Annotated in this window: 23 protein-coding genes and 1 tRNA gene; 7 read left to right on the top strand and 17 right to left on the bottom strand. The window is 28.9% G+C overall.

The features are described 5' to 3' along the window. Positions 1-25: 25 nt before the first annotated feature. From hsdR to CP960_RS06050, 6 genes are all read right to left on the bottom strand, one after another. Positions 26-2,410, bottom strand: coding sequence for an EcoAI/FtnUII family type I restriction enzme subunit R (gene hsdR / locus CP960_RS06075; RefSeq protein ID WP_101184522.1), 2,385 nt, complete (start codon positions 2,408-2,410; stop codon positions 26-28). A gap of 69 nt (positions 2,411-2,479) precedes the next feature. Beyond that, positions 2,480-2,704 carry a hypothetical protein gene (locus CP960_RS06070; protein WP_101184521.1) on the bottom strand — a complete coding sequence of 75 codons (225 nt, stop codon included), beginning with the start codon at positions 2,702-2,704 and terminating at the stop codon, positions 2,480-2,482. Between the two features lie 2 nt (positions 2,705-2,706). Continuing rightward, complete coding sequence (locus CP960_RS06065; RefSeq protein ID WP_101184520.1) at positions 2,707-3,600, bottom strand: nucleotidyl transferase AbiEii/AbiGii toxin family protein; 894 nt, start codon at positions 3,598-3,600, stop codon at positions 2,707-2,709. Then, the gene (locus CP960_RS06060; RefSeq protein ID WP_133121140.1) at positions 3,597-4,235 is read right to left on the bottom strand and encodes a type IV toxin-antitoxin system AbiEi family antitoxin domain-containing protein; all 639 of its coding nucleotides are present in this window, start codon (positions 4,233-4,235) and stop codon (positions 3,597-3,599) included. The genes CP960_RS06065 and CP960_RS06060 overlap by 4 nt, the downstream gene beginning before the upstream one ends. A 425-nt stretch (positions 4,236-4,660) precedes the next feature. Further along, entirely contained in the window at positions 4,661-5,059 is a 399-nt protein-coding gene (locus CP960_RS06055; RefSeq protein ID WP_133121139.1) for a hypothetical protein, read from the bottom strand. Further along, complete coding sequence (locus CP960_RS06050; RefSeq protein WP_165777362.1) at positions 5,059-5,265, bottom strand: hypothetical protein; 207 nt, start codon at positions 5,263-5,265, stop codon at positions 5,059-5,061. The genes CP960_RS06055 and CP960_RS06050 overlap by 1 nt, the downstream gene beginning before the upstream one ends. Positions 5,266-5,467: 202 nt before the next feature. On the opposite strand from CP960_RS06050, the gene CP960_RS06045 reads away from it, so the two are divergent. Next, a complete protein-coding gene (locus tag CP960_RS06045; protein WP_322866652.1) occupies positions 5,468-5,734 on the top strand; it encodes a helix-turn-helix domain-containing protein in 267 nt (88 codons plus the stop codon). 199 nt (positions 5,735-5,933) lie between these two features. On the opposite strand, the gene CP960_RS06040 is transcribed toward CP960_RS06045, so the two are convergent. After that, positions 5,934-6,542 (bottom strand): hypothetical protein, encoded by a 609-nt coding sequence (locus CP960_RS06040; protein WP_101184516.1) that lies wholly within the window; start codon positions 6,540-6,542, stop codon positions 5,934-5,936. A 186-nt stretch (positions 6,543-6,728) separates the two neighbouring features. On the opposite strand from CP960_RS06040, the gene CP960_RS06035 reads away from it, so the two are divergent. Next, a complete protein-coding gene (locus tag CP960_RS06035) occupies positions 6,729-7,370 on the top strand; it encodes a hypothetical protein (protein ID WP_101184515.1) in 642 nt (213 codons plus the stop codon). Between the two features lie 278 nt (positions 7,371-7,648). Here CP960_RS06035 and CP960_RS06030 read toward each other — a convergent pair. Continuing rightward, positions 7,649-7,732: transfer RNA gene (locus CP960_RS06030), tRNA-Leu, on the bottom strand. Between the two features lie 222 nt (positions 7,733-7,954). Further along, a complete protein-coding gene (locus CP960_RS06025) occupies positions 7,955-8,569 on the bottom strand; it encodes a peroxiredoxin (protein WP_228152027.1) in 615 nt (204 codons plus the stop codon). A 301-nt stretch (positions 8,570-8,870) separates the two neighbouring features. Between CP960_RS06025 and CP960_RS06020 the strand changes: the two genes are divergently transcribed. Next, positions 8,871-9,986, top strand: coding sequence for a DUF808 family protein (locus CP960_RS06020; protein WP_101184513.1), 1,116 nt, complete (start codon positions 8,871-8,873; stop codon positions 9,984-9,986). 54 nt (positions 9,987-10,040) lie between these two features. Here CP960_RS06020 and CP960_RS06015 read toward each other — a convergent pair whose 3' ends face one another. The 6 genes from CP960_RS06015 to nikA are packed head-to-tail and all read right to left on the bottom strand — an operon-like array spanning position 10,041 to position 15,397. Beyond that, entirely contained in the window at positions 10,041-10,595 is a 555-nt protein-coding gene (locus CP960_RS06015) for a GNAT family N-acetyltransferase (protein WP_101184512.1), read from the bottom strand. After that, positions 10,588-11,295, bottom strand: coding sequence for an ABC transporter ATP-binding protein (locus CP960_RS06010; protein ID WP_101184511.1), 708 nt, complete (start codon positions 11,293-11,295; stop codon positions 10,588-10,590). Before CP960_RS06010 ends, CP960_RS06015 begins: the two co-directional genes overlap by 8 nt. Continuing rightward, complete coding sequence (locus CP960_RS06005) at positions 11,283-12,053, bottom strand: ATP-binding cassette domain-containing protein (protein WP_101184510.1); 771 nt, start codon at positions 12,051-12,053, stop codon at positions 11,283-11,285. Before CP960_RS06005 ends, CP960_RS06010 begins: the two co-directional genes overlap by 13 nt. Beyond that, positions 12,050-12,898 carry a nickel/cobalt ABC transporter permease gene (gene opp1C, locus CP960_RS06000; RefSeq protein WP_101184509.1) on the bottom strand — a complete coding sequence of 283 codons (849 nt, stop codon included), beginning with the start codon at positions 12,896-12,898 and terminating at the stop codon, positions 12,050-12,052. The genes CP960_RS06005 and opp1C overlap by 4 nt, the downstream gene beginning before the upstream one ends. 1 nt (position 12,899) lies before the next feature. Next, on the bottom strand, positions 12,900-13,823 hold the full coding sequence (gene opp1B, locus CP960_RS05995) for a nickel/cobalt ABC transporter permease (protein WP_101184508.1): 924 nt from the start codon (positions 13,821-13,823) through the stop codon (positions 12,900-12,902). Further along, positions 13,820-15,397, bottom strand: a complete 1,578-nt coding sequence (nikA, locus tag CP960_RS05990; protein WP_101184507.1) for a nickel ABC transporter substrate-binding protein — start codon at positions 15,395-15,397, stop codon at positions 13,820-13,822. Before nikA ends, opp1B begins: the two co-directional genes overlap by 4 nt. A gap of 148 nt (positions 15,398-15,545) precedes the next feature. Here nikA and CP960_RS05985 point away from each other — a divergent pair, with 148 nt between their 5' ends. The 3 genes from CP960_RS05985 to CP960_RS05975 all read left to right on the top strand — a co-directional run bounded on the left by CP960_RS05985 (position 15,546) and on the right by CP960_RS05975 (position 21,021). Then, a complete protein-coding gene (locus CP960_RS05985) occupies positions 15,546-16,259 on the top strand; it encodes an SDR family NAD(P)-dependent oxidoreductase (RefSeq protein WP_101184506.1) in 714 nt (237 codons plus the stop codon). Between the two features lie 145 nt (positions 16,260-16,404). Next, entirely contained in the window at positions 16,405-18,813 is a 2,409-nt protein-coding gene (locus CP960_RS05980) for a diguanylate cyclase domain-containing protein (protein ID WP_162919059.1), read from the top strand. Between the two features lie 90 nt (positions 18,814-18,903). Further along, positions 18,904-21,021: a methyl-accepting chemotaxis protein gene (locus tag CP960_RS05975; RefSeq protein WP_101184504.1), complete on the top strand. Its 2,118-nt coding sequence runs from the start codon at positions 18,904-18,906 to the stop codon at positions 21,019-21,021. Between the two features lie 41 nt (positions 21,022-21,062). Here CP960_RS05975 and CP960_RS05970 read toward each other — a convergent pair whose 3' ends face one another. Both CP960_RS05970 and CP960_RS05965 read right to left on the bottom strand, forming a co-directional pair. After that, positions 21,063-23,186 (bottom strand): methyl-accepting chemotaxis protein, encoded by a 2,124-nt coding sequence (locus tag CP960_RS05970; protein ID WP_101184503.1) that lies wholly within the window; start codon positions 23,184-23,186, stop codon positions 21,063-21,065. A 245-nt stretch (positions 23,187-23,431) separates the two neighbouring features. Then, positions 23,432-23,746, bottom strand: coding sequence for a F0F1 ATP synthase subunit C (locus CP960_RS05965; RefSeq protein ID WP_079579822.1), 315 nt, complete (start codon positions 23,744-23,746; stop codon positions 23,432-23,434). Positions 23,747-24,004: 258 nt separating this feature from the next. Here CP960_RS05965 and CP960_RS05960 point away from each other — a divergent pair, with 258 nt between their 5' ends. Continuing rightward, on the top strand, positions 24,005-25,570 hold the full coding sequence (locus CP960_RS05960; RefSeq protein ID WP_101184502.1) for a hypothetical protein: 1,566 nt from the start codon (positions 24,005-24,007) through the stop codon (positions 25,568-25,570). Positions 25,571-25,712: the final 142 nt, after the last annotated feature.

The following is a 25,712-nucleotide window of genomic DNA, read 5'->3' as shown; positions in this document are numbered from 1 at the left end:
AATTTATTTGTTCCTTTTAAAATTGTTATGATGCGTATAAATGTTGTTCTATCTCTTTGATAAGTGACTGATACCCAGTTCTTCCACCGCCAAAAAGTTTTGTAAGCTCTTTTATAGTGCCGTATTCGTTAAACGGCGGTACTTTTAAGACTGATATATCTTCTATACTCTCTATGCCCGATTCGGTATATTTGTCTAAGAGTGCGTTTATAACCTCTTTTGCAATGCCTGTGTATTTCTCAAAGTAGTTGTTTTTCTTTAGTTTGCCTGCACGCTCTGCCCTTGTAAGAGCTGGTCTGTCAAATGCTATATGACATATAAGGTCAAACGGATCTAGCCCCTCTTTACCAACTTCACTCTCAAGTTCATCAAAAAACACACCTTGATCGCTTAGAGCTTTGATTATCGCTTCTTTTTGTTCTGCCGTGCTCCACTCTTGTAAAAACTCATCTAAACTTGCATAGGCTTTTTTGATGTTTTTACGACTATAGTCCACAAGTGACTCTGTGATGAGCTTACCGTCTGCTCCGATGTACTGCACTCTTTTATTTAGAACCTTTACTTTTACACCGCTTACTATGTGTCGAGTAGGTTTAGAAGTGCCGTCCTCACCATCTGTTATAGACACATCTGGAGTTTCACCGTATGACTCATCAGTAGGTTCGTTTACTGTGTCACTAAACTCCTCTGGTATCTCATCTTCTGGAGGTGTTATAGGGTCATCACCTTTTGGCTCATAAATTTGTACTGGGTCACCATCAAAGTCTGGATCAGCAAAAAGTCTTGTCACATTTCTAAAGTCCATGATCGTAAAATAGAGTTTCCCGTAAGTCTCGTTTATTCGAGTACCACGGCCTATGATCTGCTTAAATTCTGTCATTGAGCCGATGTTGCTATCAAGCACAATTAGCCCTGTCGTTTGAGCATCCACACCAGTTGTCATAAGTTTTGAGGTAGTTGCGATGACTGGGTATGTAGATTCTGGGTCTATGAAGTTATCTAGTTCTTTTTTTCCTTCTTCATTGTCGCCTGTGATACGCATAACATATTTTCTACTCTCTTTTGCCATAGCAGGGTTCGCATTTACAAGAGCTTGACGCATCCGCTCTGCATGATCTATATCTACACAAAAGACGATACTTTTCATGTAAGGATCATTTTCGTTGAGATATTCAGTAACCTTTTTGGCTACAAGATTAGTTCTTTGAGTAAGGATAAGGTTTTTATCAAAGTCTTTTGTGTTGTACTCTCTGTCCTCGATCTCTTCACCCTTATCATCGGTTTGTCCGTTGTATGGTCGCCACCCTTCAACATCTTTATCTAACGATAATCGGATAACTTTATAAGGAGCCAAGAAACCGTCATCTATTCCCTGTTTGAGAGAGTATGTATATACTGGCTCACCAAAGTATGAGATATTGCTCACATATTTTGTCTCTTTTGGAGTTGCAGTAAGACCTATTTGCACAGCACTGTCAAAATACTCCAGTATCTCTCTCCATTGGCTGTCCTCTGCTGCACTTCCACGATGTGCTTCGTCTATGACAATAAGATCAAAAAAGTCACGGCTAAACTCTTTAAATATCTTTTTCTCTTCGCTGTTGCCTGTAATGGCTTGATAAAGGGAAAGATATATTTCAAAAGATTTATCGATAGTTCTATTTGTAACTTTGGTCATCTTGTCACCGAAGTGTTTAAAGTCTCCTATCTTTGTTTGATCTACAAGTATGTTTCTATCCGCTAAAAATAGGATCCTTTTGGCTTTTCTTGATTTATAAAGTCTATAGATAATCTGAAATGCGGTGTAAGTTTTTCCAGTACCTGTTGCCATTACAAGTAAGATTCTTTTTTGCCCCTTAGCAATTGCTTCTATAGTTCTATTGATGGCATTTTTTTGATAATACCTTGGCTCTCTTTTTGGATCATCGATGTAATAAGGAGAAAGTGCCACTTTTTCCGCTTCATCTTCCTCGATACCTCTGTATTTTTTGTATCTTTGCCAAAGCTCATCTGGAGATGGAAAATCACCTAGTGTTATCTCTTTTTCAAGTGCACCATGAGTTAATGTTGGATCATGCTCTAAAAAGCCTTCACCGTTTGTACTGTATACAAAAGGTATGTCTAAAATCTCTGCATAGCTTAGACCTTGCTGCATACCGTCACCGATGCTGTGTTTGTTGTCTTTTGCTTCGATGATAGCTATTGGGATGTTTGGTTTATAGTAAAGAATATAGTCAGCTCTTTTTTGCTCACCTCTGCGTACCATCTTACCGTGAACATAGATGCGACCGTTTGTAAAAAAGGTTACCTCCTCTCTAAATTGAGAGTGTAAGTTCCAGCCAGACTCAATGAGTGCTGGAGTTATATACTTTGTACAAATATCTCGTTCTGTTAAATTTTTCTTTGACATACCACAAACCTAAAATTATTAATTGTTTTTATATTATCATATCTTGCATAAAAGCGTTATTTTTTGCTTTTAAAACCCTTGTCTTTTGAGTTCTTTTGCAAACTCACTAAGCCCTTGCTCGATCTTTTCCATAGCTGTTTGATTACTCACTGGCACTAGCTGAACCATGCCGTTAATAAAGTTAGTTTTGAAGATTTGTTCTGTTTCTTTATGGATTACCATATCATCATAATCTTTGTAAAAATCATAGTTTTTTGTAAACTCTTCTTGCATTACAGTTTTTACTTCCTCCATAATTATTTCTCCTTGATTTTGATATTTTCTACTACTGCCATAAAAAACTCTTTTGACCAAAGTTCTATCTCTCTCATATCTTTTATAAATGGCTGTACATCATTTTTTGCTTTGGCTACATCAAGACTTTGTATCCTTTGTAAAAGCAGTTCTTTGATATTTTGTTTTGTAAGCTCATCTGGAATATTTATCTCATTTGCTTCTAGGTATTTACAGCTTTGAGAGAGTCTCTCTTTTAAGTGTTTTGTATCTAGTTCTACATCGTTTGCTATGTACCAGACAAGATCATACCAGTCACGTCCTTTTGGTCTGCTACTCCATGCACGGCATAGTATGGCGTGCATTTTTCCTGCATAGAGAGACGGCAATGTGAAAGCGTTTATCGAAAACGGGCGTGGAGTCAGTCGTATAACATTCTCAGTTTCAAAGTCTAGTGGCGGATTTGTATCTACTTCTAGTTTGATCTTTACGGCTTGGTCTTTATGGATTTTGTTCGTTATATCTTTTGGAGCATTTATATTTATAAGATGCTCAATAGTGTTGCCTTTTACAAACGCTGAAGCTATAGCACTACTATTGTTTTTCTCTTTTATCTCTATACTCACATCAAAACCAAATGCTTTTAAAGTAGATATGATCGTTTCTTCATAAGGCTTGAGATTAAACTCTGAATTTGTCTCAAGCAGTGAAAAGTCCAAGTCTTCTGAAAACCTTGGAAGATTATGCAGTATTCGCAGAGCTGTTCCACCATAAAACGCAGCGTGCTTAAAAAATCCTGCATCATAAAGACCAAGTAGCACTATCTCTTGCAGTATCTCTCGTAGAGCATCAAAGCTGGCATTGGAATCTGAGAAGTCATATTTTTCAAGCATTTTTATAAGTGCCGGATGTGTCATACTTTTCCTTTTTCGACTACTTGAGAGAGAGTTTTTAGATTTCGTGATCTATATGCGGTGGCTATCTCTTCAATAAGTTCGGCATTCAAAGGCTTTGTGATCTCTAACCGTAGATCATATTTGAGGTAATCTACCATCGCACCTTGAGTAAGAGTACCGATACCTCTGTCGTAGCGTATCTTATCGCATAGTGCTTTTTCTGGTGTCGCTATAAATCTTCCGCCCTCATCTTCATCGTAGAACCAGTCAATCCCTACAGAGTAAGCTTTAAGTGGCACTTTTTTATAGCTAAATCTTCCAACTGGAGTTTCAAAAAGCTTTTCGTTTTTGCTTGTAGCAGATGTGATCTCACTCACTCGCTCAGGTATCATCCCATAGTAGCTAAGTGCATAGTCAAAAGAGACATATGATGGTGTATAAAGTGTATTTGCAACACTGATCAGATCTATCGGTTTTGTGAGGTAGGCTTTAGAAAAAGTGTAAAAACCTTTTTTGAGTCGCACAAGCTCACCACTTTTTACAAGGTTTGAGATCTTGTCATTTACATTGCTCACTGATTTTTCCAGTAGTGCATAAAGCATCTCATGGGAAAATACTGACAACGGCAAAGCATTTTTGATCTCGATAGTTTTCATAAGAAAGATTATAGCATAAAATATATAATTTTATATAGATAATCCAATTATTAAATATTTAATATGTAAAATAATATGTTTTATCTATTTGTTTTTATAAAATGGACTATATTGTGAATATCCATTCTCATATCGATACTTTGCAATGCTTAAAAGTCCACCAACTATGATTAAAGTTATTGCGATTGTTTCTAGTATCATAATTTAACTCCCTAAAAAAACTCTCTCAAAGAGTCTCGAAATGATTTATTGTATGTAGCAAAAAGTGCGGCAACGATCATAATCAATATTGTCAAAGCACTACTGTTTTCCCCTTTATAGAAAGCAAAAAAGAACAATGCAAAGAGTAAAGCTAAAAATGGCATACAAATTTCCTAAACGAAGTAATTTAATACTCAAAATATCAGTTAGTAAATATTATAACACTATTCCTTAACATAATAAACAGTATCGCCAATAGCCAATGTAAATTTCCAACCGTTTTTAATAGCTTCTTCTTTCAACCAAGTTTTTGTCTGATCAAAATTATCACTCTTGCAAGCCCCTAAATAGTTTGGAAATCTATTTGACTCAAGACATCTCATGACTTTTTGAGAACTTTTTACCTTTTTAAAAGTCACATAAAATGAATGATTATTAATGGCAATCCAACCACCTTGTAAAATGTCTTTAACTTCAAAGATCTTATTTTCTGGCTTGCATTTTACATATTCAAAAGTCGTTGTAGATGTTTCGCAATTGATTGTATCACCCAAATTATAGGCATATGACTGAGCAGTACCGAAAAGATATATTAACAACAAAAAAAATTTAGTTTTTGACACTACCATCTTCCTCCCGTAGTGTCATACATTGCCCAAAAATTTGCTTGTCTGTGATAATAAGAATTTGCATTCCCTCTCTTATCTGGCTTGAACCAAGCAAATATAAATGGCATCCATACAACAAACTCTGCAAAAGCATTGTCACTTACACTGTGTATAAACGCTATCATAGAGTTATAATCTGCGATGATCCAGTAGCCTGCCAAAATTGCTAACGACATAACCAATAAAGTCAAATAACTTACAATCAGTCTTGCTATTACATTTGCAAAATACTCTGCCATTTTTTGCTCCTGATATATTTGTTTTATAGATTTATTATAAAAGGATTTAGCTTTAAAAATATTTCACTATAGGGAATTTTATTAATTTATGTGATTCTATATAATCAAATAAAAATGTTACAGGATTTTTTACATAGAAAATTTACAGGAAATCTCACAAGAAGAGATACAAGAACTACACCGCAAAATAGCTGATAATGTTAAAACTATACGCAAATTAAAAAATATTTCTCAATTAAATTTAGCTTATTCTATCGGTCATAAAACTGTAAGTACAATTGCAAAGATTGAAGCTGGCCATGAAAACAAACACTACAACATAGAACAACTCTATAAAATCGCTAATGTACTTCAAGTAGATATTAGAGATTTTTTTATATTTCAAAAATAATTTAGTCCGTCGCTATTCACTGTCGTTCATAATAAGCGTGATTTCGTCCTTTAAAAAGGACAAAAAGAAGTATTTATATACTTGATTTTATCCCCTAAAATAAAATGCTTACTAAATCTATACTGAAAAAGCCCAATATTAAGGACTTTCTAGCATAGTCTTAGAAAAAATCGTTACTAGGTTGAACTTTTCATCCCTTTTACTTATTTGGAGAATTTAATAGGGCAATAATATTCTCAAACTCTATAAGATCATCCTCTTTGATTTTGAACTTTTCAGTAATTAGTGCATAAGCGTATGCATCCAAAATATTAAACTCTGGATACCTTTCTTGCAGATCATTTAACCGAATATTTTTATAAGCTCTTTTAATCTTTTTTTTGTTTTTATCGTTGTATTTATCAAAATGATAGATGGCTGCTCGTTTTATATTTTCATCGTAATTTTCATAAATAGTTTTTACAAACTTTAGTAAAAAAGAGCGATGAATTACATAACCCTTTTGAAGTTTCAAATTGTACGCTTTTTTTAGCCAAGTATCTACGATCTTCTCAAGTCGTGACCTTGTTTTCTCTGAGCGGATGCCAACCATCTTATCCATAGTAGAGATAATCTCCGTAATCTCTGGTTCACCTTGTGTAATATCCCAAATAATACCTGTTACGGCATTGATTGGCTTATCTTTTATGATATATCTTCTTTTAAAATTTTCATCAGTCAGCTTATCGTAAAGATATTGAAAAGCATCCTTTGAATATGGATATATATCTAAAAGTGAAGATTTTTCTTTTGATTTAACTCTAGGCATTTTTTCTCCTTAATAACCTTTGTTTTGATAGGACAAAATCGCTATCTATAAAGAGTATATTTGAAAATACATGCCAATTCTAGGGCTAAATTTTGATTGATACATAGTGATATACAGTGATACAGTAAATATTTTTCTATGTTTCGAAAAGGTACAATAATTTCAAAATACATATTAGGAGATTAAATGCCATTTCAACATTGTAGGGGTCATGAAGTTAAGCAACGACTCGTAAATCAGTATAATATTACTCCATTATCTTATATAAAACTTTTACCAAATCAAGATAAACAAGGATGTTGTGGAGTCTTAAGAGATAAATACTATGTATTTGAATATCAAAATAAAGCAAATGCTAATGAAAAAGGTAGTTTCTTTGTGGGCTATGACTGCGGTGAACAATTTTTAGACTTATTAAACATTGATAAAAATAGATATAAGCTATTTAATCCTTTGGCTACAGAAAATAATGGTGGTGGATTAGGAGGTGGAGCTGGTGGAGCTGGAAATGCACTACAAAGAGATCAACTTAATCAAGAAGTTTATAATGCTATTAATTTAATTTGTGTTGCATGGAACACACTACCAAGAAATAGTATTCAAAGCATTTTAAATTTTGTTAGAAACCCTAATAGTCGCAGAACCGATGACTGGGCTATTAAAACAGTAAATACTTTAATTTCACATGATTATCATAATAGAACACTATTTCAAATTGTTCAAGATTTATCTAATGAATACAATCTTCGAAACTTTTCATTTGAATTAATGAATGAAACAATAGAAAGATTGCAAGAAAATGAAGATATTGAAAATCATATCTTGTAGTTTATAAAAGTTGCAGAACTTGAAAATCTTGAAAATCTTGCAAAACAAAGCTAGAAAGGTGTTTGTGAGAAGATTAGCTGTAGAAACACAGTTTGATAGCTTGTAAAGTCCCATTTTATCGATGTTTTAGAGTTATTTTTAAGTTTTCATTAAGAATATTGGAGATTTTTGTGTTTTCCGAGAAAAGACCGAGAAAAATAAGTTACCAGAATGTTGTCAAAAGCGTAAAATGAGTCAAGAACTACTGCTAGATTTTTGTTGATTTTGAGATTCTTTAATGGTGCGGACGGGGGGACTTGAACCCCCACGGCTTGCGCCACACGCCCCTCAAGCGTGCGTGTCTACCATTCCACCACGTCCGCGACAATAAAAAATTTCTTCAACGACCATTTATCTTGATTTGTTCCCCTCAAGATAGCGTGTCTACCAATTTCACCACGGTCGCGTTTGAGAAATTGAATTATATCAACATAAAGTTATGATAATTATTAAGAAGTAAAGTAAAGGTATAATTTTTTATTAAAAAAGTTTTAAGATATAAGAAGTGCTATAGATTTAAGGAGAGTTTCCTTAAATCTAAGTTATTAAGACATTATTTCTTCAATAGTAATATAATCCCCAACTCTTCCTGTCATTTGCTCTGTATCAGTATTTACTGGAAGTGTTTTTTTACCTGGAGTCCATCCTGCTGGGCAAACTTCACCAGTTTTTTCTGCATGTTGCCAAGCTCTTACTTGTCTTAAAAATTCATGTACATTTCTTCCTACCATAGGTGCTTGTACTTCTTGTGCTACAACTGTACCTTCTGGATTGATTAGGAATCTTCCTCTTAAAGCAACTCCTTGCTCTTCAATCATCACACCAAAATCTCTACTAACTTCACCAGTTGGGTCAGCACCTATTGTAAGTTTTAGACCTTTTAAAATAGGTTCAGTTTCCACAAATCTTTTATGTGAAAACTTTGTATCAGTTGATACTGCAAGTATTTCTACACCTAATTCTTGAAACTCATCATATTTTGCATTCATTGCGGCTATTTCAGTAGGACAAACAAATGTAAAGTCAGCTGGATAAAAGCAAACTACATGCCATTTACCTTTATAATCTTCACTATTTACTTCTGTATAGTGACCTGTCTTTGCATCATATGCTTCCATCTTAAACTCTGGAGCTTTTCTTAGTACTAAACTTGAACTCATTTTTATTTCCTTTTTTTCAATTTTTTCATCGTTATTTATTATTTTTTCTTTTTGTGCTATTGGTTTTGCACCAGTATCGCATGCCATAAACAATCCTTTTTAATTATCCTAAAGGATAATTTTTTTCTTTTGATAAAAAAATTCTACAAAATTATATCTTAATATTTACTTAAAATATAATAAATATTAATAAAATAATGATAAGTTTTACTTATGATAATCTAAAAATATTTTTTTTATGAAGTTCAAATTAATACAAAATAAAATAAAATACAAAAAATTTATCAATATAAGGAATAAAATGGCTGGACTATTAGGCTATCTATCAATTTTATCAGATGATATTAGTGCACTTGCTAGTAAAACTATGGCTACTGCTACAAAAACACTTGCTACTTCATTAGATGATGTAGGTGTACTTTTTGATGATATAGTAACTTATACAAAACTTGCAAGTGTAAAATCTTCTGGTTTAGTTATTGATGATTTAGCTGCAATTGCAAGCTTTACAAACGAAACTACATCAGATATTTTGAAAAAAGAGCTAAAAGATGCAAGTAGTGTAGAAGAGTTCAAAGAAAATATACAAAAACTATCAAAACAAGAGCAAGAGAAGATTATTGGTGAATTAGAGCAAATAAGACAAAAAGCAATAATACAAGCAAAAAGAAAAGCAGCAAAAAGAGAACTTCCAATTGTTTATAAGATTGCGCTTGGAAGTTTAAAAAATAAATTTATCATTATTCCTATTGTTTTACTTATGAGTTTTTTAGCTCCTTGGCTTATAGCTCCTACTTTAATCTTAGGTGGAACATACTTAGCGTATGAAGGAGTTGAGGCTATTTTAGAAAAGCTTGGCAAACATCAAGAGCATAAAAGTGAAAAAGATACTTTAAAAGAGCTTTCAAGTGAAAAACTAGAAGAGCAAAAGATTAAAAGTGCTATAAAGACAGATTTTATTTTATCTTTTGAGATTATTGTAATAACTCTAAGTTTAGTAGAAAAGAGCGATTTTATTACAAAACTGTCTGTTTTAGTAATTATGGGATTAATTGCTACTATTGTTGTGTATGGAGTAGTAGCACTTATAATTAAGCTTGATGATATAGGATTTTATCTTCAAGAGAAAAAAAGTGCAGTTTCAAAAAGCATAGGAAGTGCTTTTGTAAACTCTATGCCAAAGATAATAAAAACTATTTCTATTGTAGGTACAATAGCTATGTTAGCTGTGGGTGGAGGTATCATAGCTCATGAAACACATATTTTAAGTTTTCTTGATAGTTACTTGAAAAGCATTGCATATATTGGAGGTTTTTTAATATTTTTAAGTGAAATAATACTTGGAGCAATAGTTGGGTTTTTAGTAGTTAAGTTACTACCTTTTTTTATGAAGTTTTTTAAAAAAAGTAAGTCTTAACAATATCAGCTAAAATATATATCATTAGTAGTGCGAAGATAATCTTATTGTAATTCATAAGATTATCTTAGCTAATTTATGGTTATGTTTACTTATATTTTGTAAACTTTTTTCCATATGTACTGTTTGTAAACTATCTTTTTCATCTAGTGTGATACAAAATCCCATTTTTTTCCAAAAGTTAAATCCTCCTGGTAAAAAATAGTGAGTATGTAAGTACATTTTTTCATACTCTTTGTTTATAGCAAATAAAGTTGCTAAGTTTAATAGTTTTGAAGCTATACCTTGTCTTCTATACTCTTTTTTTACATAACATCTTCCAATCTCTGCAATTTTTCTGTTTTTGTATTTTTGTTGAAGAGGTTTTATTCTATTATCAAAAATAGATATACTAATTGAGGCAACAATACTATTTGATGTATCTAAAGCTATAAAAAAAGCATTGTTTTTTGTATCATTTATCAAACTATCCATATTTTTATATAGTTTTTCATATCTACTTTTAGATAGTTTATTGTCATAATGCTTCATATACTCTTTTATAATATAATCTTTAGTTTGCTTTTGAAAGATGCTGTTTACATATTTAAAATGTAGTTCTTTACTCATTTGTTTCCTTTATTTTTAAAGGTATTATTGAATCAATCAAAAGTTTTGTGTATTGATTTTGTGCTTGCCCTAAACAGTTGGTTTTTAATGACTCAATAACTTCTCCTTTAAAAAGTATTTTTATGTTTTCACATAAACTTGTTGCTACTTCTAAATCATGAGTTATTAAAAAAATTGTTAAGTTTTGCTCTTTTTTTAAACTTTTTATATATGTAACAACTTGTGATTTTGTAGATACATCAAGTGCACTAAATGCCTCATCTAAGATAAGAAAAGATGGCTTTGTCAAAATTGCACGCAATATACATACCCTTTGAAGTTGTCCACCACTTAGTTCATGGGGATATTTATCTAATAAACTCTTTGAAAGATTGAAAGTTTTTAATAAATCTTCTAATTTTTCATTTGAAAAAGTAGTCTTTCTTAACCAAAATGGCTCTTTTAAAATCTCTATTATTGTAAAAAGTGGATTGACAGAGTTTCTATAATCTTGAAAGACAACACTTATACTGTTTTTATCAATATGTATATTACCTTTTGTTGGAGTGTCTATTCCTAAAATCAATCTACTTAAAGTTGTTTTCCCAGCTCCACTTTCTCCAACTAATGCTAGTGAAGAGTTTTTTTGAAGATTTAGATTTATATCTTTTAAAACAAACTCTTTTTTATATTTTTTCCATAGGTTTTTTATTTTAAGCATGATATGAACTCTTTAGATAAATTTTCTTGTGTAGAAATTAAAAATTTAGTATATTCATCTTTTGTATTTGTAAAGATAGTTTTAGTATCTGCTTTTTCAACTACTTTTGAATCTTTTAAAACAATAATATCTTTTGCAATATGAGAAATCAAAGCTAAATCATGAGAAACAATTATTATTGTTTTATCTTTTAAATTTTTCAATATATTAATAATCTCTTTTTGATTTATACTATCCAAAGATGAAGTAGGTTCATCTGCAATAATTATTTTTCTATTTTGTGTTAAAGCTATTGCTATCATAACTCTTTGAAGTTGTCCTCCACTTAATTCATGGGGATAGCTTTTTAAGATTTTACTACATCTTTTTAGACCAACTTTTCTAAGATATTTTATACATATTTTTAATTTTTCTTTTTTACTTTGTTTTGTTTTAATGCTCTCTAACATTTGATAATTTATAGTATAAAGGGGATTAAAGGCATTTATAGCTTCTTGTAATATTACACAAAAGTTATTTTTTATAATTTTACTATTGTTTAAAATATCTTTATTATTAAGTGTTATTCTCCCTTTAATATTAAGATTGCTAGAAGTTAATCCTAAAATAGTTTTACAAAGTAGTGATTTTCCACTTCCACTCTCTCCTACAACTCCTAAAATAGTATTTTTTTCAATATCAATACTTATATCATCCAATAAAATCTCTTTTGTTTTATTATCTTTAATACTTAGATTCTCAATTTTTAAATATCTCATGAATTGTCTTTTATTTTTAGATTATATGTTGGGTCAAGAATATCTCTTATGCTATCTGCTAATATATTAAAAGATAAAACTACAAAAAGTATCATCAAGCCAGGAGGTAGCATCATATATGGATTTATACTCATTAACTCTTTAGCTTCATTTAGCATTATTCCCCATTCGCAAGTTGGTGCTTGTACTCCAAGACCTAAAAACGAAAGAGCTGAAATACTTAAGATGATACTTCCTACATTTAGTGTAGCTAGCATGATTATATCACTTAGTATTAGAGGGAAAAGATGTTTTTTTATGATTGTTCTTGATGGTATGCCAATTACTTTTGAAAAATGTATATAGTTAGTATTTACATGGTTTAAAGTAAAAGAGTAAATCATTCTTGTGTACCATGCAACTTTTGATATTATTGCTGCAATTATAATATTTTCAATTCCTGTACCTAAAAAGCCTATAATTGCTAACATCATAAGTTCACTTGGAAAAGATAACATAATATCACAAAATCTTAAAATCACAACTCTTAAGAGTTTAAAAAAGCTTGCAAGCAATCCAAGAACTAAGCCAAAGAATACTGTTATAAACATAGCAAACAAAGAGTAAAACAAAGTAGTTCTAATACCATAAATCAATCTTGAAGCAACACATCTACCCAAGTGGTCAGTACCTAAAGGATATTTTAAACTAAATGACAATAGTTTATTTTCAAGATTGACTAAGTAAGGGTCATTTGGAGATACTAAAGGAGCAAAAAGCCCAGTTAATATTAGAAGTGTTATAAATATCAAGCTTGCTAATGCTAGTTTATTATTGACTATTTTTATTAAAAAATCTTTTCTCATATCAAACTCTTAATCTTGGATCTCTTACTTGTAACCAAATATCAGCTATTAGATTAAATATGATAAATAAAATCGCAATAAAAAGAATATAAGATTGTATTATTGGATAATCCCTTGCAAAAATTGCATGTACACAAAGTCTTCCAAGTCCTGGTAAACCAAAGATATTTTCTATAATTACAGTACCTGCAAATAGTTTAGGAATAGACATAGCTAGTGCAACAATAAATGGATTGATAATATTTTTTATCTTATGTTTTAATATTTCAAACTTATTAAGTCCTCTTGCTTTAGCATAAGTAATAAATAAAGAGCTTTTTATTTGTATTAAAGAGTTTCTAATAATTCTTATAAAAGTAGAGATATACGCTACTGCTAACGTAATAGCTGGTAAAACAATACTTTTTATACCATCTAATCCACTTGATGGAAAAATATTAAACTTTAAAGAAAAAAGCCAAATTAGTAATAAAGCTAACCAAAAGCTAGGCATAGCAGCTGATGTAAAGATAAATACTCTAGCTAGTTTATCAAAATAACTATTTTCATAAACTGCACACAATACACCGATTGTAAAACCAAAAATTGCTATTAACAAAATAGCACTAAAAGATAGATATATTGTTACAGGTAGTGCTTGAATAAGTTCATCAAATACAGGTTGTTTTGTTTCATAGCTAGTTCCTAAATCTGCGTTTAGCAAATTTTTTATCCATTGAATATATTGTTGTACTAATGGCTTATTTAAACCTAACTCTTTTTTTGTCTCTTCTATTGCTTGTGGAGTAACTGTAATGTTGTTTATTCTTAGTGTAACTTCAGCTGGACTACTAGGGTTTAGATTTACTAAAATAAAGCATACTATAGAAACCCCTAATAAAAGGGGAACTATAAGTAATACTCTTTTTATTATATATCTTATCATTTTGTCTTTTCAAGATACATCTTTTCAAATGGAATTTCATATTGAGAAAGATTAAACGTAATATTTTTAACCCTTGGGTTAAATACAACTTTTGTTCTTGAATAGCTAAGAGGTATATATACATTTTGTTGATGAATATATGTAAATATCTCTTTATATAACTGTTTTCTTTTTTCTTCATCTGCTTGTGTTAAAATATCTTGAATAGTATCATCTAGCCAAGCTTTTCTTTTTAATCCCATTTGCGCTTGATAATCTCCATGTGCAGGTACTCTCCATGAAGAGATAAATGATTGCGGGTCATATGGAACACCCCAAGATAAAGCATATTGTAAATCAAAATTACCACTTTTTTGTCTATCTAAAAATGATTGTTTCTCTTCTCCAATAATTTTTAAGTTTACTCCAATATCTTTTAAATTACTTTGTATATATTCACTTATAACTTTTTCTTGTGCGTTATTTGCATTGTAATATAGTTTTAATTCAAGTAGCTTTCCATCTTTATATCTAAAGTTATCATCTTTTAAAATCCAACCTGAATCTTTAAGTAATTGATTTGATTTCTTAAGATTAAACTCTTTTGTTTTCAAATCAATATTTGAATAGGGTGTAGTTTTTGAAAAAAGTGTATTTGCAACTGATTCAGAATTGTTTAAAATCCCTTTGATTATAGCTTCTTTATTAATTGCGTGAGCCAATGCTAATCTTACTTGAGAATCTTTTGTTATTTCTCTTTTAGTGTTTATAAGAATAGCTCTTGATGCAATAGGATTACTTAGTAGTGTTTTTAAACTATTCTCTTTTTTTAAAGCAGTAAAAGCATTTAAATTTATCATATCTCCATCAGAACCAAAAATCAAATCAACTTCACCTTTTTGTAAAGCTAATAATATTGCTTGATGATTAGGTATTACTTTCCATTTTATTGAAGATATTTTAGGTGCTTTATTCCAATAGTTATTATTTCGTTCAAACAGTGCAAAACTATTTTTATTGTGTTCTTTTAATATCCAAGGTCCAGTACCACTATAGCAAGAAAGACCATTTTTTGTTTCATTTTGTTTAAAACATTTTGGTGAAACAAAACGAAAAGGTCTAGTCATGGCTAATTCTGTAAGGGTTGGATAGTATGGGCTTTTTAGATTTAGTTCAAAAGTGTATTTATCAATTACTTTTGTTGAATCTATAACATTTACAAGTTCTAACCAAGCGTGTCTAACTTTGTTTTCTAAAATCGCATCAAAATTACTTTTAATAACATTTGCATCAAGTTTAACACCATCAGTAAATAAAATATCTTCTTTTAATTTAAAAATATATTTTTTTCCATTTTCTTTTATTTGCCAACTTTTTGCAAGCCAAGGTTTGATTCCATCTTGAGTATTAATAATCAATGGCTCAAAAACCATATTTTGTGCAGCCATCTCTCCTCTATACAAATGGGGATTTATATCTCTAATATCTTTTGTACTAGCATAAGTTAGTTCATTTGACTCTTTTTTATTTTCTTGGCAACCAATAAACATAAAAATTGCAAAAAAAGTAACTGTTAAAATTAATAACTTTTTCATTTTTACCTCTTAAAATTTTTATAATTATAATTTTTTTATGTAAAATGAAAGTTATATTACCCTCTTCTTATGTATTTTTAGAACCAAGTTCTAAGTTGTTTTTTATTATAAGATAGTAAGATTATTGAAATTTACATAAAGGTTTGAAATGAATTTAAAAAACAAATCAATACTTATTACAGGTGCAAATGGTGGACTTGGTTCTATGCTAGTAAAAAAAGCAATCTCTTTTGAAGCTAAAACTATTTATTGTGCTGCAAGAGATATAAAAACTTTAGAAAAGATTGAGAAATTATCATCAAATATAAAAACTATAAAGTTAGATATTACAAATAAAGAGGATATTATTTCATTTGCAAATAGTATTGACTCTCTTGATATTATTATAAATAATGCTGGTGTAAATAGTGCAAAAAGAGTTTTTGATGAAGATACAAGTGACTTTGATGTTAATTTACATGGTACTTTAAATGTGTGCAAGATTTTAAGAAATAAATTGAACAAACAAGGTGCAATTATAAATATCACTTCTGTTTTAGCTTTAGCAAATTTACCAATTATGGGATTATATTGTTCTTCTAAAGCTGCACTTCATTCAGTAACACAAGCTTTAAGAGCAGAATTAGCAAAAGATGAAATAGATGTTTATGAAGTTCTTCCAGGTCCTATTGATACAAATATGACAAAAGGACAAGATATGCCAAAAGCTACACCTGAATCAATTGCATCAAATATTTTTGATGGATACTTCAATAAAGAGTTTGAAATTTTTCCAGATGATTTTTCAAAAGGTATAAAACAAGGACTAGACGCAGATTCAAAGCAAGTTTTAAAAGAGTTTGCTATGTCAGTTGCAAACTAGAAGATTATCTTCTAGTTGTAACAAATCTTAGCAAAAATAACTTTTTAACTTAAATAATACATAAAATTTATTATTAAAATTTAATTATAATAGCTTTTTAGATATCATCACTAGCTAAAAATAACTTCTAATATTAGGAAAAATGTTGTTAAAAAACTCTCTTTTTGCAAAAATTTTATTAATATTTACACTCCCTGCATTGGGAATACTTTACTTTAGTACAGTTCTTGTACTTGAAAAAATTGATACATTAAGTGAAGTTGATAATATTCAAAGTGATATAGAGTATATTTTTGCTACTGAAAAAGTAATTGATTCAATTCAAAAAGAGAGAGGTTATACTGTAATATATTTAAACTCTCAAAAATATAAAAATAGACTTTTAAAGCAAAGAGAATCAACAAATGAAGTTTATCATGATTTCTTATCTACAATTGCAAAAATACAAAAGAATACACCTAAAATAAACTTTACTGTGAAAAAGATACAAGATATATTTAAACAGTTTTCTTTATTAAGACAAAAAGTTGATAACAATAATATAAAATCAAGTGATGCAATACTCTCTTATAGCAATATAAACAAAGCCCTTTTAGAAACTATTTATTCTATAAAACCCATAAAGTTTGCTACAAAATTTAATACAAAATTCTCTTATATTGTGAATATTTTAGCTGCAAAAGAGGCAGCGGGTGTAGAAAGGGCATTAACTTCTATTTTAATTGTACAAAAAGATATATCTTTACAAAACTATAAAAAACTCATAAGAACATATGCTATTCAAGATTTTAACATTGAAGAGTTTTTATTAAAAGCAGAAGAAAAAGAGATAGAAGTTTATAATAAGATTATCAAAGAATCGTATAATCAAAGACTAAAAAATATTAGAACAAATCTAAAAGAGTTAATATCAAGTGATTCATTAAGCCTAGATTCATGGTGGAATTTATCATCTGCTAGAATAGATAATTTAGGAAAACTTCACTATCTAGTTAGTTCAGATGTTTTAAAGTTAGCAAAACAAATAGAAAAAGAAGCTACAAAATCACAGATTTTAAGTCTTAGTTTTCTATTTGTTTCTTTTGTAACTTTGATTAGTTTATTGTTTGTTTTAAAAACAATAGTTTCAAATCAACAAAGAAGCTTTAATAAACTTAAAAAACAGCAAAATATATATAAGGCTTTAAATAAAATCAATAAAGTTATCTTGAAAATGAATACAAAAAAAAGACTTTTCAATAAAGTTCTTGATACTATTGTAAGTGATTCAAATATATCTTTAGGTGTTATTTATAAAGTCAAAAAGTCTCAAAGAAGAAGTTTTTTAATAAAAGGTGAAAGTTATAAAGAGGCAAAATTTAAACTTGTACAGCCAAATAATTCTATATTAAAAAAATCTATTTTAAGTAAAAAAAATATAATAAAAAATTCAAATATAGATAAATATAGTGATTTAGATGAAGACTTTATTAAGTCAAAAGATTTTAAATCCCTTGCTGTTTTTCCTATACAAAAATTTGGAAAAGTTACTGCATTATTAGTATTATATTCAAATAAAAAGGGCTTCTTTGACAATGAAATAGAGATACTTTTTAATAAAATGATTATTGATATGGAGTATGCTTTAGAAAAAATTGATTATGAAAAAACAAAAGCAAAACAAGAAGAGAGATTAACAATAGCTTCTTATGCTTTTGAATCAAATGAACCTATGATTATTACAAATAGTGAAGCTAGAATAATAGATGTAAATCAAGCATTTTGTAATGTTATGGGATATGAAAAAGATGATATTTTAGGACAAAATCCAAATATTTTCAAATCAGAAGAGCATTCTGATGAATTCTATTCATCTATGTGGAACTCTATTCTTTCAAATGGCACTTGGTCAGGAGAGATATACAATAAGAAAAAAAATGGTGAAAATATACCACTAAAAGCTACTATTACAGCAATTAAAGAAAAAGATGGGAGTGTAAAAAACTATCTATCTCAATACAATGATATTAGTGAGCAAAAACTAAAACAACAATACTTAGAGTATCAAGCAACACATGACAGTTTGACAGCCTTACCAAATAGAATGCTTCTTTTTGATAGGGTAAAAAACTCAATAAATAAAGTCACTAGACATAAATCATATGGAGCAATTATTTTTATAGACCTAGATAACTTTAAAACTATAAATGATACTTTAGGTCATGAAACAGGAGATGTACTTTTAAAAGAGGTTGCAAGAAAACTTCAAAATACAGTTAGAAAAGAGGATACTATTGCAAGAATTGGTGGAGATGAATTTATTGTTTTAGCTGATTTTATTGGAAATGATAAACCAAGTGCAAGAAACAATATTCAAATACTTGCTTCTAAAATAAAAGGCTCATTAAATGATATAAAAACTATAAATGGATATGAAAATATTTCAACTCCAAGTATAGGAATAACACTATTTAGAGATAGTACTTTTAGTGTTAAAGAACTAATAAAACAAGCAGATACAGCTATGTATATGGCAAAGCGTTCAGGAAAAAATACTATAGCATTCTTCGAATAAATTATAATCTAACTATTATAAATATCAAAAAATCACTTTTATTTCATTTTACTTCTATAAACTTTCTTATTTAGCTAAAGGGGAAACAAAATGGGGAAATATAGTATAAAGACAAAACTATTGGTCTTAATTTTTATAAGTGTGAGTCTGTCTTTTTTGGTATTAGGGTATCAAAACGCTACAACTTCTTATGAATCTAAGTATAGTTTAGTAAAAAATAAAGAGACAAATACAGCTTCAAATATCTCAGAGTATTTTGATACTTACTTTGAATCGAAAGTTTCTATTGTAAAATCAATTGCACAAGATTTGAAAAAAGAGAAGTTAACTTTAGAAAATGAAAATATTCCAAAGTTACTTAATTTAGGTAAGCGTTCAGGTAATTTTGGGTTACTTTTTATTGGTTTTGAAGAAAATGGTTATGAAGTTGAATCAAGTGGTAAGATTCTAACTTTAGCAAAAGATAATTTTGATGCAAGAGCTAGACCATGGTACAAAGATGCTGTCAAAAAGAAATCTATTGGGGTTACTAAACCTTACTGGGGTAAAACATTAAATACATATGTAATTACACTTTATGAGCCAATTTTTAAAGATGGAAAAATAGTGGCAGTTTTAGGTGCAGATATTGCACTTGATACACTCATAAATAAAGTAATGACAGCAGATATTACTGCTGATGGATATGTTTATATTATAGATAATGATGGTGAGATTTTAATTCACAAAAATAAAAAACTAATTGGTAAAGAATCAAAATTTTATAAAAGTATTAAAAATAATGAAAAAGGCTATCTAATAAAAAATGATAGTGGAGGTGAGCAACACATTTTTTTTAATAAAATAAATAGTGTAAATTGGTACTCTATTATTAAAGTATCAGAAGAGGGTATTTTTGAGCAAATAAATAAAGAGTTGAAAAATACTGCTGTACTTTTTTTGATACTGCTAATTGCTATTTTAACTATATTGTATCTATTCCTTTCAAGGGCTCTAGCTCCATTACAAGATTTTCAAAGAGGTCTGTACTCATTTTTTAGCTATTTAAAAAAAGAGAGTAATTCAATAGAAAAACTTAATATCAAATCAAATGATGAGTTTGGAAAAATGGGTAAAACTATTGATGAACAGATGCAAATAATTGAAGACTCTCATAAAGAAGAAGAGCTTTTAATTCAAGAAGTAAAACAAATAGTTACTACTGTTAAAAATGGTAACTTATCTTGTGAAGTTACAAAACAGACTTCAAATCCATCTTTAAATGAATTAAAAGATATTTTAAATGATATGATTAAAACAATTAGATTAGATGTAAATGATGACATTAATCAAATTAAAAAAGTTTTAGAGTCTTACTCTAAACTTGATTTTACAAATGAAATATCAAATCCTACTGGAAATATAGCTATAAAAATCAATGAACTTTGTCAAATCATAACAAAAATGCTTCAAACAAATAAAGCAAATGGTGAGATTTTAAATGAAAAATCACAACTTTTATTAGAAAATGTTAATAAACTAAATACTTCTACAAATCAAACGGCAGTTTCATTAGAAGAGAGTGCTTCTGCAATTGAAGAGGTTACAAATACTGTAATTGCAAATACACAAGATATTAAAACAATGCAACAATACTCAAATGAATTAAGTACAGCAATTCATGAAGGTGAAGCCTTAGCCTCTTCTACTGTTAAGGCTATGGATGAGATTAATGAAGAAACAAAACTTATTGTTGAAGCTATTTTAGTAATTGACCAAATAGCATTTCAAACAAATATTCTTTCACTTAATGCAGCAGTTGAAGCAGCAACGGCAGGAGAGTCTGGTAAAGGATTTGCCGTAGTTGCACAAGAAGTTAGAAATCTTGCAAATAGAAGTGCACAAGCAGCTAGTGAAATAAAAGATTTAGTAGAAAAAGCTACTTCTAAAACTCACAATGGAAAAGTAATTGCTGATAATATGATTGAAGGTTATAGTAAACTTAGTCAAAATGTAGAAAAAACTACTCATATTATAAGTAATATTTCAGCAGCTTCAAATGAACAAAAAATAAGTATAGAACAAGTAAATGAGATGATTACAAAAATAGATGCACAAACTCAAGAAAACTCAAGAGTATCATCTGATACACAAGAGATTGCTAAAACAAGCTCAAGTATTGCTTCTGAGATTTTAAAAAGTGCAAATGATAAAAAATTTAAAGAGTAGTAAGTAGAAAAAATAAGTTTTCATAAAGAGGAGTTTCCTCTTTATGAATCTCTAAACTGTTTTTGATTTACAGTATCAAGAATCTGTTTTGCAACTCTTGCTGTATTTGTTGCAATATCATGTGTTTGACTCGCAACAGAAGCATTATTTTGTGTTTGTTGGTCAAGTCTAGTAATAACATCATTGATTTGTTCAATGCTTGTTTTTTGCTCTCTTGAAGCGTCAGAAATATCTGTAATTGCTTCAGTTGTTTTAGAAATATTTTCATTTAAAGAGTTGTACCCTTCTATCATATCTCCTGCTATTGCTTTACCTTCATTTGCTTTTAGTGTTGCATTTTCAACTATCGTTTTAATTTGATTAGCTGCTTCAGCACTTCTACTTGCTAAGTTTCTTACTTCAGCTGCAACTACTGCAAACCCTTTTCCTGCTTCACCAGCTGTTGCTGCTTCAACTGCTGCATTAAGTGAAAGAATATTTGTTTGAAATGCTATTTGGTCAATTACTAAAATAGCTTCTGCAATTGCTTTTGTTTGCTCATTAATTTCATCCATTGATTTTGCAGTTGAGTTTGCAAGACTATTACCTTTTTGAATCGATTGTGTTAACTCTTGTGAATGTTTTGACATATCTGTGATTCTATTTGTATTATTTATAATTGTACTTGTAATCTCTTCAACTGCTGCTGCTGTTTCTTCTAATGAAACTGCTGTATCATTTGATGCTTTATTTAAAATATCAACATTGTGTAATAGAGTTTTTGAACTTTGGTCTAAGTTTATACCATTTTGTTTATTTTCTCTTAACATTTCATTGATTATCTCACATAAGTCATTTAATCCTTTTGATACTTTACCATCAGGATTATCAATCATATTTACAAAGTTTAATTGTGCATACTCTTCAAGAACATTTAAAATTGGGTTGATGTCACTATTTACATTTGCATTGATAGTTTCAATCATTTCATTTAAAATATCTTTTAACTCATTTAAAGATTTATTTGATGTTGAAGTTTTTACAAGAACATCAAGTTTACCTTTATTGATATAGTTAACAACTTTTTTTACTTCTTCAATTAGAACTTTATCTTCATCGAAACTTTTAGCAACTTGTTTCATCTCTATATCAATTACTTTTGCCATATTACCAAACTCATCGTTTGTATTAATATTTAACTCTTTAATCTCTTTTTCTTCACCTTTTAAATATTTAAAGAAGAAGTTAAGCCCATCTTCTAGTGTTTTAATAGGAGATAAGAATTTAATCAATGTAAAAAATAGAATTGCTAAGATAATTGCAAGTAGTACAAGATATAAAATAATCTCTTTTACAATACTTGAATAAATCTCTTGAAAAATTTCATCTTTATTAAGTTGAATAATCAAGTGCCATTTTGTTAAATCAACAGTATTATATGCCGCTAAAAACTCTTTTTCTGCGATTGTTGCTTCACCAAAATCAATAGTATTAGATGTTTTAATTTGATTGAAAACTGTACTCTTTTTTTCTAACAGTTTTTTATCTTTATGAATTATTATATTACCTTCTTCATCAAGTAAATATGCAAAACCAGTCTTTTTTAACTCTACATTTAAAATTGTTTCAACTATAGTATCAATAAATATATCTGAACCAACAACACCTAGTAGTTCTCCATCTCTTACATATGGAGTATATACAGTTACAACAAGCTTTTTAGTTGATACATCTACGTAAGGCTTCGATACTCCAGAGCTATTTTTTGAAACAGCATCTTTATACCAAGGTCTAACTCTTGCATCATAGTTGTTATTTACTTTATTTAAAACTTTTCCATCAGATAATACTAATTCACCAGTACTTTGAAGACCAATATATAAATCCACAAAATTACCTGATTTTTTACCTAAAAGAAGTTTTTCTACTAACTCTTTATTTGTAATATCAAGTGTGCTTTTTTCAATTTCTTGTGCTACTGCTTCTACAATATCAACTTTAGATTGAAGAAAGCTACTGATAAACTTAGAACTTTGTTTTACTAATTCTAACTCTTTTTGTTTTATTGAAGTAAACTGCGACTTGTATTCATTTGTTGTACTATATATACCAAGTACTAAAAATGAGAAAGACACGCTAACCAAAATAAAGAAAAGAAGTTTAGTTTTAATACTATTTGTTTTCATGACACTTCCTTTTTTTGTCAATTTTTTAATTATACTGTAATTATAACCATAAATAGTTGCAAAAAAGTATTATTTTGTATAAAAAATAGTACAAATTTCAAAAAAAATTCTAAATATAATTTTTTTATGAATTGAGTTTTAAAGTGTCATATTGTAGTTTAACTAGTTATGAAAAGAGCATAAAAAAAGGCCAAGAGTAAAACTCTTGACCTTTAGTAAATTTATAAAATCTGTAGTTTTATAAATTACCCTAGGAATGGGTTTGCATATAAAGCAATCATAGCAATTACTAATGCATAAATAACTTGTGCTTCAATCATCGCTAATGCAATGAACATAGTAGTCATTAATTTTCCACCTAAACCTGGGTTTCTAGCAGTACCAGCGATTGTTGCAGCAGCAGTGTTACCCATACCAATAGCACCACCAAGTGCAGCAAGACCAAGTCCGATACCTGCAGCAACTACAGAGTAAGCTTTTAAAGTTTCGTTTGCAACTGCTCCATCAGCAGCGAAAGCAGCACCAGCGATAGCTAGCATTAAAAGAACGATTTTTTTCATTTCTTTTCCTTATAAAATTTTATATTCAAAGTCCGTTCGGCTTGCGTAACCTTAGTAATCTAAAGCAACCTAAACATAAATGCCTAGATTTCCCTACTTGTCACTTTGATTGGGTTGATTATACAAAAGTGTATATTAAAATTACTTTAGCTTTAAAATGATTTATTAATAAAATTACAAATTGTAACAAAAGAAAATTTCTAATTTGATTTTTCTTTTATTTGCAGTATAATCCAAAGAAAAACTTAAAGGATTTGTATGAAAAGAGTATTTCTTTTTTTCCTAGCATCACTTTTAATATTTTTTGGTCTTTTATATGGTCTTCTATTTACTCCTTTTGGAAACTCAATAGTTGCTTCATATATACAAAAAAGTGCAAATGAAAATGTCAATGCTGTTTTTGAAGTTAAAGAGTTTAGTTTAACTACAAGCAAAATAAAGTTCATTGCAACAATTGATAAAAGTTCGCAAATTGATGTGGTTGGGGATTTGGCTTTATTACAAAAAAGAGTCGATTTAAACTATGAGATAAATATTAAAGATTTATCAAAACTTCAAAAGTTTACAAAACAAAAGCTTAACGGAAATTTCTTTACTAAAGGAACAGTTGTAGGAGATGAGAAGTTAACTAAGATAGATGGTATAAGTAATGTGTTTGATAGTAAAACAACTTATAATATAAAACTTAAAGATTTTAAACCAAGTGATATTGAGTTTTTGATACAACAAGCTAGAATTAAAGAGATTTTATACACTTTAAACCAACCTAATTATGCAAGTGGTTTTATAAATATTGATGGTAAAATAAAAAATCCAAACATACCTACTTTAGATGGATTAATTGCTACTACTATTACTGATGGTAAAGTAAATAATGAAGTAGTAAACAAAGCTTTTAATCAAAAACTAAAAAATAGTTTAACATTTAAAGGTGATATAGTAACTAATTTAGAACCAAATAAAGCTGTTTCAAAAATAGATTTTTTTACTTCTATGGCAAATATTATTGTAAAACAAGCAGTAGTTAATCTAAAAAATATGAATATAAATAGTGATTATTTATTAAGTATTCCTAGTTTAGCTAACTTGTATGATGTAACTCAAACAAAAATGAGAGGAGCATTAAATATAGATGGGAATATAGAAAAAACAGCTACTACTACAAAAGTTACAGGAACTTCAAATATATTAGATGGAAATTTAGATTTCACTTTACTAAATGATGACTTTAAAGCAAATCTAAAAAATTTAGATATTAGAAAGTTAACATATATGATGTATTATCCTGACTTTTTCACATCAAAAGCAGATGCAAATATCATATATAATTTAAAAACTCAAAAAGGTGATTTAGTAGCTAAACTTATAAATGGACAGTTTTTACCAAATGAGTTCTCAAAACTTATAAATACTTTTGCAAAGTTTGATATTACAAGAGAAGTTTATGAATCAATAGATGTAAAAAGTAATATAGACAAAAAAGTAATAAAATCAATCATTGATATGAAAAGTAAATTAACACAAATAAATGTAACAGATAGTAAGATTGATTTACAAAACTCAACAGTAGATGCATTAGTAAAAACACAATTAAAAGGTGTAGAGTTTGATACTGTTATTAGTGGAGATTTAAAAAGTCCAAAAGTTTCAATTGATACAACAAACTTACTAAAACTTAAACTAAAAGAAGAGAGTGAAAAAGTTATAAAAAAACACTCAAAAAGATTAGAAGAGAAACTAACAGAAAAACTAGGTGAAAAACAAGGTAAAAAAACTTCACAAGAAATCATCGAAGGATTTAGAAAATTCTTTGGTGGAGAATAAATATAATAAAATAGAGTCAAACTCTATTTTATTATTTTTTTAAAAACTCCTTTTATATATACATTATTCTATTTTGATAATCATTGTCACTTTTAAGTTACTCTTAAAGTACATTTTGTTTTAATTTCATATTGATAATAAA

It is taken from the genome of Malaciobacter halophilus (genome assembly GCF_002837275.1).
Taxonomy (GTDB): Bacteria; Campylobacterota; Campylobacteria; order Campylobacterales; family Arcobacteraceae; genus Malaciobacter; species Malaciobacter halophilus.
This window is presented reverse-complemented; position numbering and strand designations above follow the sequence as displayed.

Bases quoted from the DNA above. Each gene is read 5' to 3' on its own strand.
- CP960_RS05975 (WP_101184504.1), top strand. From the start codon at position 18,904: ATGGGGAAATATAGTATAAAGACAAAACTATTGGTCTTAATTTTTATA.
- CP960_RS05970 (WP_101184503.1), bottom strand. From the start codon at position 23,186: ATGAAAACAAATAGTATTAAAACTAAACTTCTTTTCTTTATTTTGGTT.
- CP960_RS06020 (WP_101184513.1), top strand. From the start codon at position 8,871: ATGGCTGGACTATTAGGCTATCTATCAATTTTATCAGATGATATTAGT.
- opp1C (WP_101184509.1), bottom strand. From the start codon at position 12,898: ATGAGAAAAGATTTTTTAATAAAAATAGTCAATAATAAACTAGCATTA.
- CP960_RS06040 (WP_101184516.1), bottom strand. From the start codon at position 6,542: ATGCCTAGAGTTAAATCAAAAGAAAAATCTTCACTTTTAGATATATAT.
- CP960_RS05965 (WP_079579822.1), bottom strand. From the start codon at position 23,746: ATGAAAAAAATCGTTCTTTTAATGCTAGCTATCGCTGGTGCTGCTTTC.
- CP960_RS06015 (WP_101184512.1), bottom strand. From the start codon at position 10,595: ATGAGTAAAGAACTACATTTTAAATATGTAAACAGCATCTTTCAAAAG.
- CP960_RS06060 (WP_133121140.1), bottom strand. From the start codon at position 4,235: ATGAAAACTATCGAGATCAAAAATGCTTTGCCGTTGTCAGTATTTTCC.
- CP960_RS06010 (WP_101184511.1), bottom strand. From the start codon at position 11,295: ATGCTTAAAATAAAAAACCTATGGAAAAAATATAAAAAAGAGTTTGTT.
- CP960_RS06070 (WP_101184521.1), bottom strand. From the start codon at position 2,704: ATGGAGGAAGTAAAAACTGTAATGCAAGAAGAGTTTACAAAAAACTAT.
- opp1B (WP_101184508.1), bottom strand. From the start codon at position 13,823: ATGATAAGATATATAATAAAAAGAGTATTACTTATAGTTCCCCTTTTA.
- CP960_RS05985 (WP_101184506.1), top strand. From the start codon at position 15,546: ATGAATTTAAAAAACAAATCAATACTTATTACAGGTGCAAATGGTGGA.
- CP960_RS06065 (WP_101184520.1), bottom strand. From the start codon at position 3,600: ATGACACATCCGGCACTTATAAAAATGCTTGAAAAATATGACTTCTCA.
- nikA (WP_101184507.1), bottom strand. From the start codon at position 15,397: ATGAAAAAGTTATTAATTTTAACAGTTACTTTTTTTGCAATTTTTATG.
- CP960_RS06035 (WP_101184515.1), top strand. From the start codon at position 6,729: ATGCCATTTCAACATTGTAGGGGTCATGAAGTTAAGCAACGACTCGTA.
- CP960_RS06025 (WP_228152027.1), bottom strand. From the start codon at position 8,569: ATGAGTTCAAGTTTAGTACTAAGAAAAGCTCCAGAGTTTAAGATGGAA.
- hsdR (WP_101184522.1), bottom strand. From the start codon at position 2,410: ATGTCAAAGAAAAATTTAACAGAACGAGATATTTGTACAAAGTATATA.
- CP960_RS05960 (WP_101184502.1), top strand. From the start codon at position 24,005: ATGAAAAGAGTATTTCTTTTTTTCCTAGCATCACTTTTAATATTTTTT.
- CP960_RS06005 (WP_101184510.1), bottom strand. From the start codon at position 12,053: ATGAGATATTTAAAAATTGAGAATCTAAGTATTAAAGATAATAAAACA.